Genomic DNA, 15,667 nt, shown 5'->3' on the forward strand with positions numbered 1-15,667 from the left:
TTGAACCCCTCACGTCGCGTAGGTGTGAGACTGGTTGGTCAGACTGTTCAGCACAACGTTGACCTGATCGGTGCCGCCGGTGTCGAAACCTGTCAGCGTTGCCACGCTCTGCCAGGTTGTTCCGGCCGTCGTATCGACATCGACCTGAAGGCTGACATTGGCGCCCGCCCCATCAAACAGCCGAACATTATCGCCGGTCTGGCTGCCTCCATAGAGGGAGTTGAGCAACCCGGTCAGATCGATGCTGTCGCCTTGACCAGAGTTGTAGTCGAGGATGCTGTCGCCGCCGCCATCACTTAGATCACCAGACTGCCACTTGAAGGTGTCCGAGCCGGCCCCACCGCGCAGCGTGTCACGCCCCCCGCCGCCGATCAGGATGTCGTCGCCGTCACCGCCAGAGAGGCTGTCGCGCCCCCCGCCGCCGATCAGCACGTCGTTGCCATCTTCACCGCCAAGCGCGTTTGCCGAACCGTTGCCGGTCAGCGAGTCGTTGCCCGAGCCACCCGTCACGTTCTCGATGTTGGCGACCGACGTGAACCCGGTAGCCGTTCCGACGGAAAGATCGACAGTCACGTCCTGCGTCGTTCCGACATAGGACAAGGTATCCGTACCGCTGCCGAGATCGGCCGTCACGCTCTCGACATTGACGACGCTACCGGTCCCGAATTGCGTCATCACATTTCCAGCGACCACGACCGTGAGTGTGTCGGCCCCGCTCGTGCCGGTCATCGCCAGCGTATCGGATCCGATGCCGCCGTCGACGATATCGGCGCCGTCGCCGATCGCATATTTGAACAGGTCGTCGCCGGACCCGCCGACCAGCACGTCGTTGCCGGCGCCACCTGTGATCGTATCGCTGCCGGCGCCTCCATCGATGAAGTCGCTGCCGGCACCGCCCTTCAGCGTGTCGTTGCCGGCCATGCCGTACAGCGCGTCCTCCCAATCGCCGCCGTTCATCAGGTTGATGCCCGACTGGCCAAGCATCACGTCGATCCCGCTGCCCGCGTCGGCCTCGTTGGTGTCGTTCGCGCCCGTGAAGGTGACGATGTCGTGATAGCCGTTGCTGTTCCAGTAGAGCAGCGCGGCGCTCCAATTGCCCGAGACCACTTCGACATTGTAGCCCGAATCCGGCAGGGCGGTCAGAGCCAAATAGGTCGAGACGGAGCCGACGCTGTCGGTCGCTGTCACCTTGTAGATGGAGACACCCGCGTCGCCCGAAGATGGGTTGCCCGTGAACTGGTTTCCGTTCCGGCTGATCCAGTTGGCTTCGGACTGCGAACTCGGGGCGACCAGCGTGTAGGTGTAGCTTACCGGGCCGGTGCCGCCCGAGAACAGCGTCGTCGCATCGAAGCTGATCGCATTGGGCGAATCGCCGTTGTCCGCCAATGCATAGCGACCATTGGCGCTGGTCGTGTCGTTCACCGTCAGCGGCGACGCCACCACGTCGTTGGTGCCGTTGATCGTCACGTCGATGATCTCGCTCGCGGTGCCGTCGGCCGACGTCACCGTCAGCGTATCGTGCACGACGTCACCAGCGTTCAGATTCTGCACGTTGGTCGCCGCATTGTTCAGCGTGTAGCCCCACGCACCGGTCGTCGTGTTGAAGGTGAAGGTGCCGTAGGTCCCGGTCAGCGAGGCCGGGGTCTGGAACTGGTTCTCTCCGCTGTCGACGTCGGTGATCGTCAACGCGCCAGTTGCGTTCAACACGCCGTCTTCCGTCACGACTCCGGTATTCGTTCCAGCAATCGACGCGAGATCGTTGGTCCCGCTCAATGTGACGGTCACATTCTGCGCCGTCGTGCCGCCGTGGCCGTCGTCGATGCTGACCGCGTAGGTCTGGGTGACGGTCTCGCCGGCGGCCAGATGCTGGATGGAGGCGTCGTCGACCAGATAGCGCCAGGACACCGTTCCGGACCCATCGGCCGTCGCGCTATCGGCGATCACGGCCGTGAACGCACCGTAATAACCAGTGGCCATGGGCGTGTAGCTGACCTGATGCACATCGCCGATGTCGGCATCGCTGAAGCTGAGCGTGCCCTGCGTGGTTTCGATGCCGGCTGTTATGACGGCCGTGACCGAGACGTCGTCGAGGACCCACCAGCCCTTGGTGTCCTGCATGGCGATGCTGATCGTGGTGCTGGGACCGGTCGCGGTGACGTTCATGCTGTACAACGTATAGTTTGCATAGCCCCCCGACGCCGGGACGTTGCCTTGCGCAAACACCGTCTGGCCGCCCCAAATGACGTTGAGGCTCTCGGCTTCGCCGACCGTGTCGAACGGGTTCGATGCCCAGAAACGGATGTTGTAGGTGACGCCGGCCACGGTCTGGAGGGTCTGGGTCAGCGAGCCCGATCCCTGATAGACGCCGACCGCATTGCTGCCGGTGTGCGGTGCGCCGAGATTGACGACATTCACCGCCGTCCAGCCGTTCAGGCGAGCAGTAGCGTCCGAGCCCTCGAAGCTGCCATTGGTGACGCGCTGGCCCAGCGGCACGGTGTAGGAGAAGTCCTCTGTCACGTGGCCCGAGGACGTCGAGGTGAACACCGGCGGCGAGTTGATCAGATCCGGCAGCGTCAAGGTTCCGTCGGTGAATACGAACGTCTCGTAGTTCGTCAGCTGGTGGGTGACGCCGTTGTAGGTCACCTGCGCGCCGATCACGGTCTGCCCATCCTGCGCGAAGACTTTGGTGTAGCTAGCGTCCGCGAAGGCGAACCCGAATTTCACGGTGTCGCTATCCGCGCCGCCGTCCGACACAATCCGGACGTCATGGGCGTATCCGGTCAGGTCGAGCGTGTCGTCGCCGGCGTCGCCGTTGATCGTCAGGGTCGAGGTCGCGATTCCGGTTCCGAGCAGTGCGCCGGACACGTGGAAGGTGTCGCCGCCGCCGCCGCCATTGACCACCCACTCCTCGACCGCGGTGGTCGCGACTTCGAAGTTCGTGTTCGCGGCCGCTGTGCCGGATGCGTCGATATTCGCCGCCAGATAGTTACCGCCCCCGAGATTGATGGCGTTGATGTTGAACGTCTCGGCCGCCGCGGTGCCATCGATGATCTGCGTGTCCGTATCTGTGCCGCCATCGACCGTGTCGATGCCGCCACTGCCGGCGGCGTAGATGATCGTATCGTTGCCGGCGCCGCCCTGGATGGTGTTGGAGCCGCCACCGCCGATCAGGGTGTCGTTGCCGCCGTTACCGAACAGACGGTTGGTGCCCGAACCGCCGACCAAAATATCGTCGCCGGCGCCGCCATAGGCCTGATCGGTGCTGCCGAGCCGATCGAGGCCGACGACCTTGTCGGTCACGGATGTCCGGTCGGTGGCGGTGTGCGCGGCCACGGTCTGGCCGTCGATGGTCTGCGCGGTCTCACTCATGTTGACGAACACAGCCGAGTTCGGCGCGGTGTAACCCGTCGAGACCGAACCCGCCGCATCGACCACGACGCTGAAATTGTTGGTGTCGGTATCGCCGTCGCCGTCCTTGATTTCGAACCCGAAGTTGAGCGTGAGCTGCTGAACGGAGCCCGTCGCGGCCGGATGGTCGATCGGCTGCAGCAAAGTGAAATTGTACGAGCCGGTTCCTGCGTCGGACAGCGTCACCGTGAAAACCTTGGCGTCCGCGGCGTCGGCGATATTGGTACCGAGCGAGGCACCGTTCTGGCCGATGAAGCTGGTGCCGCTGAAGCGGTAGGCGCTGAGGGTCGTTCCGTCGGCCGACAGTGCGTAGATGATTCCGAAGCCCAACGAGGTCAGCGTGACCGGGTTGCCGTCCTGGGTCACGACCGAGACAGGCGAACTCTGGATGAACGTGATCGACGGCCCTGCGCTGTCACCGTCTGCGCCGAACTCGATCTCGAGATCGATATCGCCGGTCGAAACGCTGCCGGCGGCCTCTTCGATCGTCACCGGATCGACGTCGCCCGATTGCGGCGACCAGTCTTCCAGCGTCACGGTGAACGATTGCGTCACCGTATCACCGTCGCCGTCGTGGCCGGTGGCGCCGAAGGTCAGCGTCAGCGTGTCGTCGTAGGTGCCCGAATGATCGAGCGCCTGATACAGCACGAACTGGTAGGACGGATTGCCGGCCGAGATGAGGTTGACGGTGAAGACCGGATTGTCGGGCGTGTCGCCATCCTTGTAGGCGATCAGCTTCTGATCCAGCGGATTGGTGCTGCCGTCGGCCTGAACGGTGGCGTATACCAGCGCGACGCCGCCCGACGTCAGCGCCAGCACGTTGCCGAGGTCGTCGGTGACCATCGTGTTGGTGAAGGTGAGATGAACGTTGCGGTCGTCGGCGTTCCAGTCGATCGCGAGGTTGCCGAACGTGGTCGGATTGGGACCATCGAGATAGTGCTCTTCGACCGAGCCCTCCTCGGCGTTGGCCGTGACCAGCGGCGCGTCGTCGACGACGTCGACGGTGAACGAACCGCTGGTGACGTCGCCGTCACTGTCGGTCGCGTTGAAGGCGAAATTCAACGGCAACGTGTTGGCGCCGGCGCCGCTGGCATGGTCGAGGTTGTCGTACAGCGTGAAGCTGTACGAGCCGCTGCCGCTGTCGGACAGCGACACCGAGAACACCCGCGCCGAATCCGAGGGCGACGTGCCGAGTTCCCAGCCGGATCCGTTCACGTAGTGACCGTTCTCGTAACGATAAGCGGTCAGGGTCTGGCCGTCCGCCGACAGCAGATAGATCAGATCGAAGCCGTTGGAGGTGACACCGGCCGGCACCGCATTCGCCAGCGACGCCGCGAAGGCGACCGAGCGGTCGCCCGGCTGGCCGTTGTTGTCGTTGGCGTCGTCCGCACCCCAGGAAATATTCAACGAGACGTTGGAGAGACTCTGGGCCTGGAACGCGTTGGAGAAGCCGGAGGCCGTTGCCTCCGTGACCGACTGACCGGTGATCGCAGTAATCGTCGGCGCGTCGTCGTGAATGGTCGTCCGGATGACGCCGGTGACGGTGTCGCCGTCGCCGTCGCTGAAGGCCACGGTGGCGTCGACCCGGATGGCGTCGATCTGCGAACCGTCCTGCAGGGCGATGTGGTCGATCACCCCATAGAGCGTCGTGGTCGCGCTGACATCGGTGTCGGTGAGCTTGATCTCGATGATCGTCTCGTCGGGGTTGCCGCCATTGTCGGCCGACGCGACATAGCCGCGGATGGTGTTGGCGTCGACCTTGACGAAGGTCATCGCCCGCCCCTCGGAGGTCAGCAACGGCTCGCGATGCGCGCCCGCCGACACGTCGAAGCTGACATTGCCGGCCAGACCGGGCCCGATGTCGAGCTTGATCGCCCCGGTGAAGGCCGTCGCGCCATAGCCATCGGCGCCGAACTGCACCGCAAAGCTGTGGCCATCGACATCCGGGCCGGTGCCCAACTGAGCTTCATCGACGACGTTGTAACGATAGGTCTGCGCCAGCGTCGGCGTGTCGTCGTTGACGTTGACGGTCAGCGAACCGGCGGCGGTGTCGTCGTCGCCATCAGTCACCGTGTAGTTGAACGTCAGCGTCAAGGTCTCTTCTGTCGCGCCGGAGGTCGGATGCACCAGCGGCTTGAGGGCCGTGAAGCTGTAGGATCCGTCGGCGTTGATCGTCAGCCGGGCCGCATCGCCATGGGCGCCTGCCGCAATCCAGGTGGTTGCGTTGCCCGCCACGGTCGGAGCGCCCCAGGCGACGCCCTCGGTGTGCGAGACGCCGTTGACATCGGTGTAGATCGCGCTGAAGGCCGTCGTCGTTCCCAGCACCACGCTCTTGAGGCCATCGGCGCCGATTGCGAACAGCGCACCGGCTGCGCCGGTCACCGTCGTCGCATCGGGAACGTCGCCGGCACCGCCGGCGTTCCCGGCGAACGCATCGTCGTCCAGGACGGTGGCGGCCGTGACGGCGCCGGTCGAGACCGGAGCGTCGTCGTGAATGGTCGTCCGGATGACGCCGGTGACGGCGTCGCCGTCGCCGTCGCTGAAGGCCACGGTGGCGTCGACCCGGATGGCGTCGATCTGCGAACCGTCCTGCAGGGCGATGTGGTCGATCACCCCATAGAGCGTCGTGGTCGCGCTGACATCGGTGTCGGTGAGCTTGATCTCGATGATCGTCTCATCGGGGTTGCCGCCATTGTCGGCCGACGCGACATAGCCGCGGATGGTGTTGGCGTCGACCTTGACGAAGGTCATCGCCCGCCCCTCGGAGGTCAGCAACGGCTCGCGATGCGCGCCCGCCGACACGTCGAAGCTGACATTGCCGGCCAGACCGGGCCCGATGTCGAGCTTGATCGCCCCGGTGAAGGCCGTCGCGCCATAGCCATCGGCGCCGAACTGCACCGCAAAGCTGTGACCATCGACATCCGGGTCGGCGCTGAGCTGCGACTCGTGGACGTCGTTGTAGCGATGGACCTGCGTCAGCGTCGGAGTATCGTCGTTGACGTTGACGGTCACGGTCTGGTCGACCGTATCGCCGTCGCCATCGACGCCGCGCACCTGGAACGTCACCGGCAGCGTCGTTCCGTTGACGCCGGTGTGGTCGAGATTCTGGAACAGCGTGAACACATAGGTCGGATTCGACGGCGAATTCAGCGCGATGATGAAGACGGCGTTGCCGTCGATCTGCGTGTCGCCGGTCTTGTAGGCGATCAGTTCCTGATCGACCCCGTTGCTGGCGGTGCGGACGACATAGACCAGCGGCACCCCGTCCGATGTCAGGCCGGACGTGATCACCGGGTTGCCGCCCGACGTGACGAATTCGAGATGGCGGCCGCCGGACTCGTCGGCGTTCCAGTCGATCTTCAGCGCGCCCGTCGTGAGCGACACGCCCCCGGTCAAGGCGACTTCCGTCACTGCGCCGAGATCCGGTGCGCCGATCGCGACCGGCACGTCGTCCTTCACCTCGACCGTGAACGATCCGCTGGCGACGTCACCGTCGCTGTCGGTCGCGGTGAAGGCGAAATTCAGCGGCAGCGTGTTGGCGCCGGCGCCGCTGGCATGGTCGAGGTTGTCGTACAGCGTGAAGCTGTACGAGCCGCTGCCGCTGTCGGACAGCGAGACCGAGAACACCCGCGCCGAATTCGAGGGCGACGTGCCGAGATCGCCGCCGTTGCCGGTGAGATAGTGACCGTTCTCGTAACGATAGGCGGTCAGGGTCTGGCCGTCCGCCGACCGCAGATAGATCAGATCGAAGCCATTCGAGGTGACACCGGCCGGCACCGCATTCGCCAGCGACGCCGCGAAGGCGACCGAGCGGTCGCCCGGCTGGCCGTTGTTGTCGTTGGCATCGTCCGCGCCCCAGGAAATGTCGAGCGGGATTTCGGACAGACTCTGGGCCTGGAACGCGTTGGAGAAGCCCGAGGCGGTCAGTTCCGTCACCGTCCGGGTGGTGATCGCACCGACCGTCGCGGCGTCGTCATTGATGGTGACAACGAAGCTGCCGTCGACGGAATCGCCGTCGGCGTCTCTTGCGGTGAAATCGATCTCCAGCGCCAGCGCGCTGCCCTGCGCGGCGCCGCGATGATCGACATTGTCGAGCAATTCGAAGGTGTAGCTGCCGGAGTCGTCGTCCGACAGCGTGATGTGGAACACCTTGCGGTCGTTCAGCGACAGTTGGCCACCATTGTCGTTGGCAATGCCCCAGACCTCGGTGTCCGAGACACGGACGAACCGCACGGTGACGCCGTTCGATGTGAGCGCGGGACTGCCCGCACCAGTCGTACGGACGGTGTCGCCGGTGTCGATCGCGGAATCGAAGGCGACCGAGCGATTGGCGGAGCCGGAATTGCCGTCGTCGGCGCCCCAGTCGATGCCGAGTGAGACGTTCGACGCGGTCTGGGTCTGGAACGCTTCCGCGCCCGCGGGGCCGGTGGTGGCTTCGGTCAGGGTCGAGGCGACCGGCGATCCGACCACAGGCACGTCGTCCCTGACGGTGACGGTGAAGCTGTTGTTCGATGTGTCGCCGTCCCCATCGGTCGCCGTATAGCTGAATTCGAGCCTGATGACGTTTTCGCCGGCACCGGCTGGATGGTCGAGATTGCCGATCAGCTTGAAGGTGTAGGAGCCGTCGTTCTGGTCGCTCAGCGACACTTCGAACACACGGTTGCCATTGGCGAGATCGGCGCCGGTGTAGCCGACCAGCACGCCGTTCTCGAAAGCGTATTTGACGGTCTCGCCGTCGGACCTCAGCGTCAGGTTCTGGCCGAACACGTTTTCCGGGTCGACATTGGCGCTGGCCGTGCCGTAACGGAAGGCGACCGAGCGGTCTCCGAGACCAGCCCCGGGCGTCGGATTGGCGTCGTCGGAGCCCCAGGACACATTGAGGTCGCCGCTGACGATCAGCGTCTCCTTTGATGTGTCGTTACCGTTGGCGAGGTCGTCCTCGTCGACCGTGCGCGCATCGCCGCCAAAGGCCACCGGTGTGGTGTCGAGCACGGTCACCGTGAAGCTGTCCGTGGCGGTGTCGCCGTCACCGTCAGTTGCCTTGAAACCGAAGGTCAGCGGCAGGCTGCCGTCATTGGGGCCGGACGGCGCGTGATCGATATTATCGAACAGCGTGAAGGTGTAGCTGCCGTCGCCGCTGTCGGAGAGCTGGACGGTGAACACGACGCGGCTGTCGGCCGCGGTCGCGGTCAGCGTGGTGCCGTCGGCGGAGATCGAATAGCTGATGGCGGAGCCGTCCGAGGTCAGACCGGTCGCGCCGGCGGAGGTGGTGAACACCACCGAACGGTTGCTGATCGCGCCCGCATTGTTGTCGTCGGCGCCCCACGAAATGGCGAGATCGCCGGTCTGCACCGTCGAGTTCGGATAATCCGGATGGCCGGTGTCGTAATTCGTCGTCGGCAGATCGGATTCGCGGACGATCTCGTCGTCCGGGCGGCCGATCACCGGGACGTCGTCGATCACCCGCACCGTGAAGCTGCTGGTGACGGTGTCGCCGTCGGAGTCCGTCGCCGCGAAACCGAATGTCAACGGCACCGCTTCTTCGCCCTGCACCGCGCCGGGATGGTCGATCGTATCGACCAGGGTGAAGGCGTAGGAGCCCTGGCCCAAATCCGACACGCCGACGACGAACACCACATGGGCGGCGATGGCCGCGTTGGTAGTCGACGGCACGCTCGATGGCGCCACGTCGCCCGTGTAGGCGACCAGCGCTTCGCCGCCATTGAGCGTGAAGACCTTGTAGTGGATCTCCTCGCCGCGCGAGGTCAGGTGTTGCGCCTCCAGCGCCGCGATCCCGGCCGCGGTGAACGACACCGAGCGGTCGCCGGGCTGGCCGTTATTGTCATTGGCGCTGTCCGCCCCCCAGGAAATCGCCAGCGTACCGCCGGCGGTCTCGGTGGTGACGTCGACGAAATACGGAATGCCGAAGAAGCTGCCCCAATAGTCGCCGTCTGCGGCGCCCGAGGTATCCTCGTTGCCGGCGCCGACCACAATCCACTGTTCTTCCTCGACCACACCGTCCTGATACGGCGTGCCGATCACCGGGGCGTCGTCGACGATGCTGACCGTGAAAGTGCTCGACGAGCTGTCGCCGTCGGAATCGGTCGCGGTGTAGGCGAAGGTCAGCGACAGCGCGTTCTCGCCATTGCCGGCGGCGTGATCGAGCGGCTTCACCAGCGTGAAGCTGTATTCGCCGCTATTGGCGTCCGACAGCGTGGCGAAGAATACCACATTGCTCGCGCTCGTGGAGGCTGGCACCGTCGCGCCGGTGTAGCCGACCAAAGTGCCGTTCGACAGAACCGTGGTGTGAACCGCGACGCCGAACGAGGTCAGGGTCGTCCCCTGGTAAGCGCCGGAAATGGCGACATTAGCGCTGCCGAACGCCACCGAGCGGTCGCCCGGCTGGCCGTCGTTGTCGTTGGCGTCGTCCGCACCCCAGGCGATGTTGAGCGAGACGTTGCTGACCGACGCGCCGAGATTGGGCGCCTCTGTCTCGTTGTTGCCGCCCGCGAGCGACTCGTCCTCGACCCGCGACGCCGTGCCGGTGTTCGCCACCGGGCTGTCGTCGATCACGTTGACCGTGAAGGTGTCCCGCGCGATGTCGCCATCGCCGTCCCTCGCCGTGAAGGTGAAGGTGAAGGACAGCGTGTCCTCCTGCGACGCGCTGGTGCCGGTCACCGGGTGATCCAGCACGCCGCTCAGATTGAAGATGTAGGCGCCGGAGCCCTGATCCGACAGCGTCACGGTGAACACCGTCTGATTGCTACCCGCGGTGGTCGCGATCAGGACGGTGCCGTTTTGCGACAGCGTGTAGATCAGACTCTCGCCACCAGAGGTCAGGCTCGCCAGACGAACCGGCCCGTTGCCGCCGCTGACGCCGATGAACTGCGCCGCGACCGCCACGCTGATCACACCGTCCGCGACGTAAGCGCCGCTGCTGCCGCCGAACACGACCGAGCGGTCGCCCGCCGCTTGGGCGCCGGTGTAGCCGCCATTGGCGATGGCGTCGGAATCGTCGCCGCCCCAGAAGATGTTGAGCGGGCCGCCGGCCGACGCGGTCGTGACATCGACCAGGCCGAACAGCGTGAAATCGCCGTCGCCGTTGCCGCGGGTGTCCTCGTTGCCGCCCGCGAGTTGCTCCTCTTCGACCGTGCGGGTGAGAATTGTCCCGACCGCGACCGGCGCGTCGTCGATCACCTTAACGCTGAACGACGACGGCGCGGTGGTGTCGCCGTCGCTGTCGGTGGCGGTGAACTGGAACTGCAGCGCGAGCGACTCCTCCCCCTGCACGGCGCCGGGATGGTCGATCGTGTCGATCAGGGTGAACTGATACGTGCCCGAACCGGAATCCGACAGGCTGACGGTGAACACCACATGCGCCGCGATCGCGGCATTGGTGCTGGCCGGCACCGAGGTCGGCTCGACGCTGCCGGTATAGGCGACCAGCACCTGGCCGCCGTTGATGGTGAAGACCTTGTAGTGGATTTCCGCGCCGCGCGAGGTCAGTTGCTGCGCCTCGAGCGCGGCAACGCCTTCGGCGGTGAAGGCGACCGCGCGGTCGCCGGGCTGGCCGTCGCCGTCATTGACGTTGTCGGCGCCCCAGGAGATCGCCAGCGTGCCGCCGGTCGCCTGCGTGGTGCGATCGTTGAGGACGACCGGAACGCCGAATACCGTGATGCCGCTGTCGGCATCGCCGGTGCCGCCGAAATCCTCGTTGCCGGCGCCGACGACGGCAGGTTGTTCTTCCTCGACCACGCCGTCCTGATAGGGCGTGCCGACGACGGGGACGTCGTCGACGACGCTGACGGTGAAAGTATTCGATGAGCTGTCGCCGTCCGAATCGGTGGCGGTGTAGTTGAAGGTCAGCGCCAGCGTGTTTTCGTCGCTGCCCGCCGCATGATCGAGCGTCTTCACCAGCGTGAAGCTGTATTCGCCGTTGTTGGCATCCGACAGCGTGGCGAACAACACCACGTTGCTCGCGCTGGTGGACGCCGGCACCGTCGCGCCGGTGTAGCCGACCAGCGTGCCGTCCGGCAGCAACGCGAACTGCACCGTTTCCCCGCGCGATGTCAGAGCCTCGCCAAAGCCGCCCGTCACCGTCACATCGGCATCGGAGAAGGCCACGGAGCGGTCGCCCGGCTGGCCGTCTCCGTCGTTGCCGTCGTCGGCGCCCCAGGCGATGTTGAGTGAAACGCCGCTTACCGAAGCCGCGAAGCCGTCATCTTCGTTGTTGCCGCCGTCCAGCGCCTCGTCCTCGACGCTCGCGGTCGTACCGGTGTCGGCGACCGGAACGTCATCGACGACCGTGACCGTGAAAGTGCTCGACGAGCTGTCGCCGTCCGAGTCGGTCGCGGTGTAGTTGAACGTCAGGGCCAGCGTGTTTTCGCTATCACCAGCCGCGTGATCGAGCGGCTTGACCAGCGTCAGGCTGTAGCTGCCGTTGCCGGCGTCCGACAGCGACGCGAACAGCACCACATTGGCAGCGCCGGTCGAATTCGGCACGGACTCGCCGGTGTAGCCGACCAGTTCGCCGGTCGGCAGAACGGTGAACCGCACCACCTGTCCGAGCGATGTCAGTGTCTCGCCATAGGCGCCGGTCACGGCGACGTCGGCATTGCTGAACGCCACCGAGCGGTCACCCGGCTGGCCGGAATCATTGTTGGCGTCGTCGGAATTCCAGTCGATGTTGAGCGACACGCCGCTCACCGAGGCGGAGAGCCCGTCGTCTTCGTTATTGCCGCCCGGCAGCGACTCGTCCTCGACCGCCGCGGCGGTGCCCGGATCGGCGACGGGCGCGTCGTCGGAGACGTCGACCGTGAAGCTCGAGGCCACCGGATCGCCGTCGGCGTCGGTCGCCACGACCGCGAAGCTCAGCGGCTGGATCGCGCCATTGGCACCGACGTGATCGAGATTGTCCAGCAGCGTGAAGGTGTAGCTGCCGCTATCGGCGTCGGACAGCGCCACCGTGAACACGGTTCGGCTGCCGCCCGCCGTGGCGACGATCGAGGTGCCGTCGGCCGACTGCGCGTAGCTGATCACCTCGCCGTTCGAGGTCAGGCCGAGCGACGCCAGCGTGGCCAACGTCGAATCAGCGAACACCAGCGAGCGGTCGCCGAGGACCACCGAACCGGACGAGCCCCCGTCGAGACTGCTGTTGCCGCTGTCGGCGCCCCAGCCGATGCCGAGCGACGCCGTCACAGCGCTGGAGATGAACAGATTGCCCTCGCCGGTCTGCTCGACCAGCGCGGTCGGCGTCACCGTCCCGGCCACCGGCGAGTCGTCGTTGACGCTGATCACGATCGACAATGGCGCGGTGTCGCCGCTGCCGTCGGTGGCGACGACGTCGATCGTCAGGCTGAGCGTATCCTCGGTGCCGCCGACCGGATGATCGAGCGGGCGCAGCAAGGTGACGGTGTAGGCGCCCTGGATCGTCGAGTTGACATCGAGCGAGACGATGAACACCTGGTTGGCCGCGACCGACGGATCGCTGCCGGTGTAGCCGATCAGCACCGGCTGACCGTCGATAGTAGTGAACTGCAGGTTGACCGCCTGGCCGCCCGAGGTCAGCCCGGCGAGGCCCGGCTGCGTCGCGGCGAAGGCGAGGCTGCGGCCGATCACGTCGGTGCCGAAGTCGATATCGAGCGAGCCGGTGAAGCTGGTCAGCGTGCCGCCGGTATCGCCGAGACCGCCGGGCTGGCCTTCGAACAGGCCGTCTTCATTGAGGATGACGGTGTCGGCCCCGCCGGGAATCGGCGTCGACGTCGCGGTCTGTTGCGCTGTGCCGGCCTGCGTGCCGGAGGCTTCAGCGCCGAGCAAATCCAGCGGCGTGCCACCCGACAGCGCGTCGATCGTGAAAGAACCGAAATTGGCGCCGGACGGCGACGACGGCGCGCCGGGCGTACCAGCAGCCGGCAGCACCGATTGATCGGTGGTGATCGGGAACAACTCCGCGAACGCGGTGCCGTCGAGCACCCGGTCCAGCGCCATTTCGAACGACACCTCCGGCAGCGGCGCGCCGGAGTTGCTGAAGACCGGGTCGATCGAGACCGTCGACTGGTTGTCGAACAGGATGATCAGTCGGTCGCCGATGCGAACGAAGGTCAGCTTCTCGCTGGAAATCTCGCTGAAATCGATCCTGGTTGCACCGTCGAGATGGACGGTGACCGCCTGCCCGCTCGGCGGCTTTGCCAGTTTCAATGACTTTGGAGCGGCCGATGGTTGCTGTGACGAGCCAGACAGCTGAGCCAGCAGGACGGGAGCATTCATAGACCACAACCTCCATCGGCGAGCCACATTTGTGGCAACCCGCCCGTGAGGTTAAAATAGTCTTAACGCTGGTATTGGGTCAATAATTGCCTCTTTATTTCAGCTAGTTTTAGCGAAATTGGTTAAGTGCAACAAAGTTTACAGGATTACGGACGTTGAAATCTCGGACTGTACACTTAAGGTTCCACCGCCAATCGGTGCTCTAGACTAGTATTGAATCTGATCCTATCGGACATCAACTAGAACAACACGGACTCGAACGAGGCACCAATACTTGAGAGATCAATACGGACTCAGGCCGACAACCGCGACTTGGTCGCAGAACGGCCAGATTTACGCCACTGTCCCCCGGAACTATTTGCGGGAGACGGCGCTCTTCTTCGCTGTGGACGTGCGTATCGTACCGCTCAGTTGCGAGCGATCACACAGGGGGTCGGCAGATATTTGCTGCGATACAGCAGCGCCTGGTCGCGGATACCGTCGAGCCAGATGCCGCGGCCGGCATAGCGATACCCATCTCCCATCGGGATCAGGCGCATCGGCACGGCGCGATGCGGCGTCAGATAAAGGCGCGCGGTGACGATCTCGCCTGGCGCCGCCACCGGGCCCGACTGCAGCACGTAGTTGCCGCCATTGGCGCAGGAGACCGAGAGACTCGCGCCCGGCAGGACGATCTCCGCCCTGGCCGAACCGACCGTAGCCGGCAGAGCCAAAAGCCCGCAAACAATCACTTGTTTGATATTCATCGCAATTTCCCCTGCCCCGTACCATGCCGTGTTCAATTAAGAACGCAAAACGGTCGCCAGTACAAGCGTCGGGACAACTTCGCGCAGCCCTCTCGCGCGATGCGTCAGAACTGCAGCGGCAGCGCGGAGCTTCCGCCAGCAACCTCGATATCTGCCGCCGGCGCCATATCGCTCTCGCTCTCGTGGTGCGGGCGCTCGGCATAAGGCGCCGCGAACAGGCTGACGCCGCGATGATCGATCGCGAACAGCGGCATGAAGGATTGCAGATCGCGGCCTTCCATTAGCGTCGCGCGGCGATTGTCGAGCACCAGCCAGCGGCCGTCGAGCCGCACCGCCAGCACCGCATGGTCCTGGCGCACGGCGAGGTCGCGCACCAGCACCAGTTTCAGATCCGCCTCACCGGCGCCGGCCGCACGCAGCAGCGCATATTTGGCGATCGCGTAGTCCTCGCAGTCTCCGATTCCGCTGCGCAGCGTCTGCAGCGGCGAAGTCCACCGATCGGCGACGCCGTGCTGCCGATCGTCGTTGACGTAGCGTATCGCCTGATTGACGGCGCGATTGACGAGCTCGGCGCGCGCGCGCGCATCGCCGGCATCCCGTGCGCTCCGCATCAACGCGACGAAACGGCGTTCCGATGGCGAGCAGCGAGCGTCGTCGGTGTTGCAGCGGACGACCGCCCCCGCGTCCGCATCCATCGCCGCCTTGACGCCGCGCCACTTGGTCCACAACACGCCCTCCGGCGCACGGAAGGTCATCAGACCGAACGGTTCGTCGGTCGGTGCTGCGATCGCCGGCAAAGCCGGCGCGTCGCTGGCGATGCCAGCGCGCGCGGCCGGATCCGTCGAAGCCAGTTCGACGGGTCCCGAGGCGGACCGCCGCAGCCCATCGTGCTTGGCGAGCACCGCATTGATGGTGAAGAACCGCACCTGCGGCGCGGTCACAGGCAGTGAACGCGCGATCGCCCTCTCGGCCGGCGACTTCTTGGTCAAGGCATCCGCCGACGCCGTGCCGCCGAGCATGGTCCCAGCCGAAAGCGCAAGCGCAAGCCCCAGCGCGCGCGGGACAACCCGCGGCCGATCGATCCGCAACATCACTGACGCCCCGTTTGTCCGGGACATCGGCCGACGTCATCGCGTCGATCCCGTCCCGGATCCGTGTGGGATCAGGGATAAGGCGGGCGCTGCTTCAACGCGGTTAAGCTGTGGCAAGAGCGCCCGCGTAGTTGGAATCGCAACTAATCGCGATCC

3 protein-coding genes are annotated in these 15,667 nt (G+C 65.3%); all 3 read right to left on the bottom strand.

What is annotated here, in order from left to right:
• Positions 1–9: 9 nt before the first annotated feature.
• The 3 genes from ACTZWT_RS07315 to ACTZWT_RS07325 all read right to left on the bottom strand — a co-directional run bounded on the left by ACTZWT_RS07315 (position 10) and on the right by ACTZWT_RS07325 (position 15,409).
• Positions 10–13,605 (bottom strand): T1SS-143 repeat domain-containing protein, encoded by a 13,596-nt coding sequence (locus ACTZWT_RS07315; protein WP_444768998.1) that lies wholly within the window; start codon positions 13,603–13,605, stop codon positions 10–12.
• A 476-nt stretch (positions 13,606–14,081) separates the two neighbouring features.
• Entirely contained in the window at positions 14,082–14,420 is a 339-nt protein-coding gene (locus ACTZWT_RS07320; protein WP_444768999.1) for a hypothetical protein, read from the bottom strand.
• Between the two features lie 104 nt (positions 14,421–14,524).
• Positions 14,525–15,409 carry a transglutaminase-like cysteine peptidase gene (locus tag ACTZWT_RS07325; RefSeq protein ID WP_444769000.1) on the bottom strand — a complete coding sequence of 295 codons (885 nt, stop codon included), beginning with the start codon at positions 15,407–15,409 and terminating at the stop codon, positions 14,525–14,527.
• Positions 15,410–15,667: the final 258 nt, after the last annotated feature.

The organism is Rhodopseudomonas sp. NSM (genome assembly GCF_052445935.1).
In the GTDB taxonomy this organism is placed as follows: Bacteria; Pseudomonadota; Alphaproteobacteria; order Rhizobiales; family Xanthobacteraceae; genus Rhodopseudomonas.

What these genes read in the sequence shown, in the direction of transcription:
- ACTZWT_RS07320 (WP_444768999.1), bottom strand. Translation starts at nt 14,420, where the DNA reads ATGAATATCAAACAAGTGATTGTTTGCGGGCTTTTGGCTCTGCCGGCT.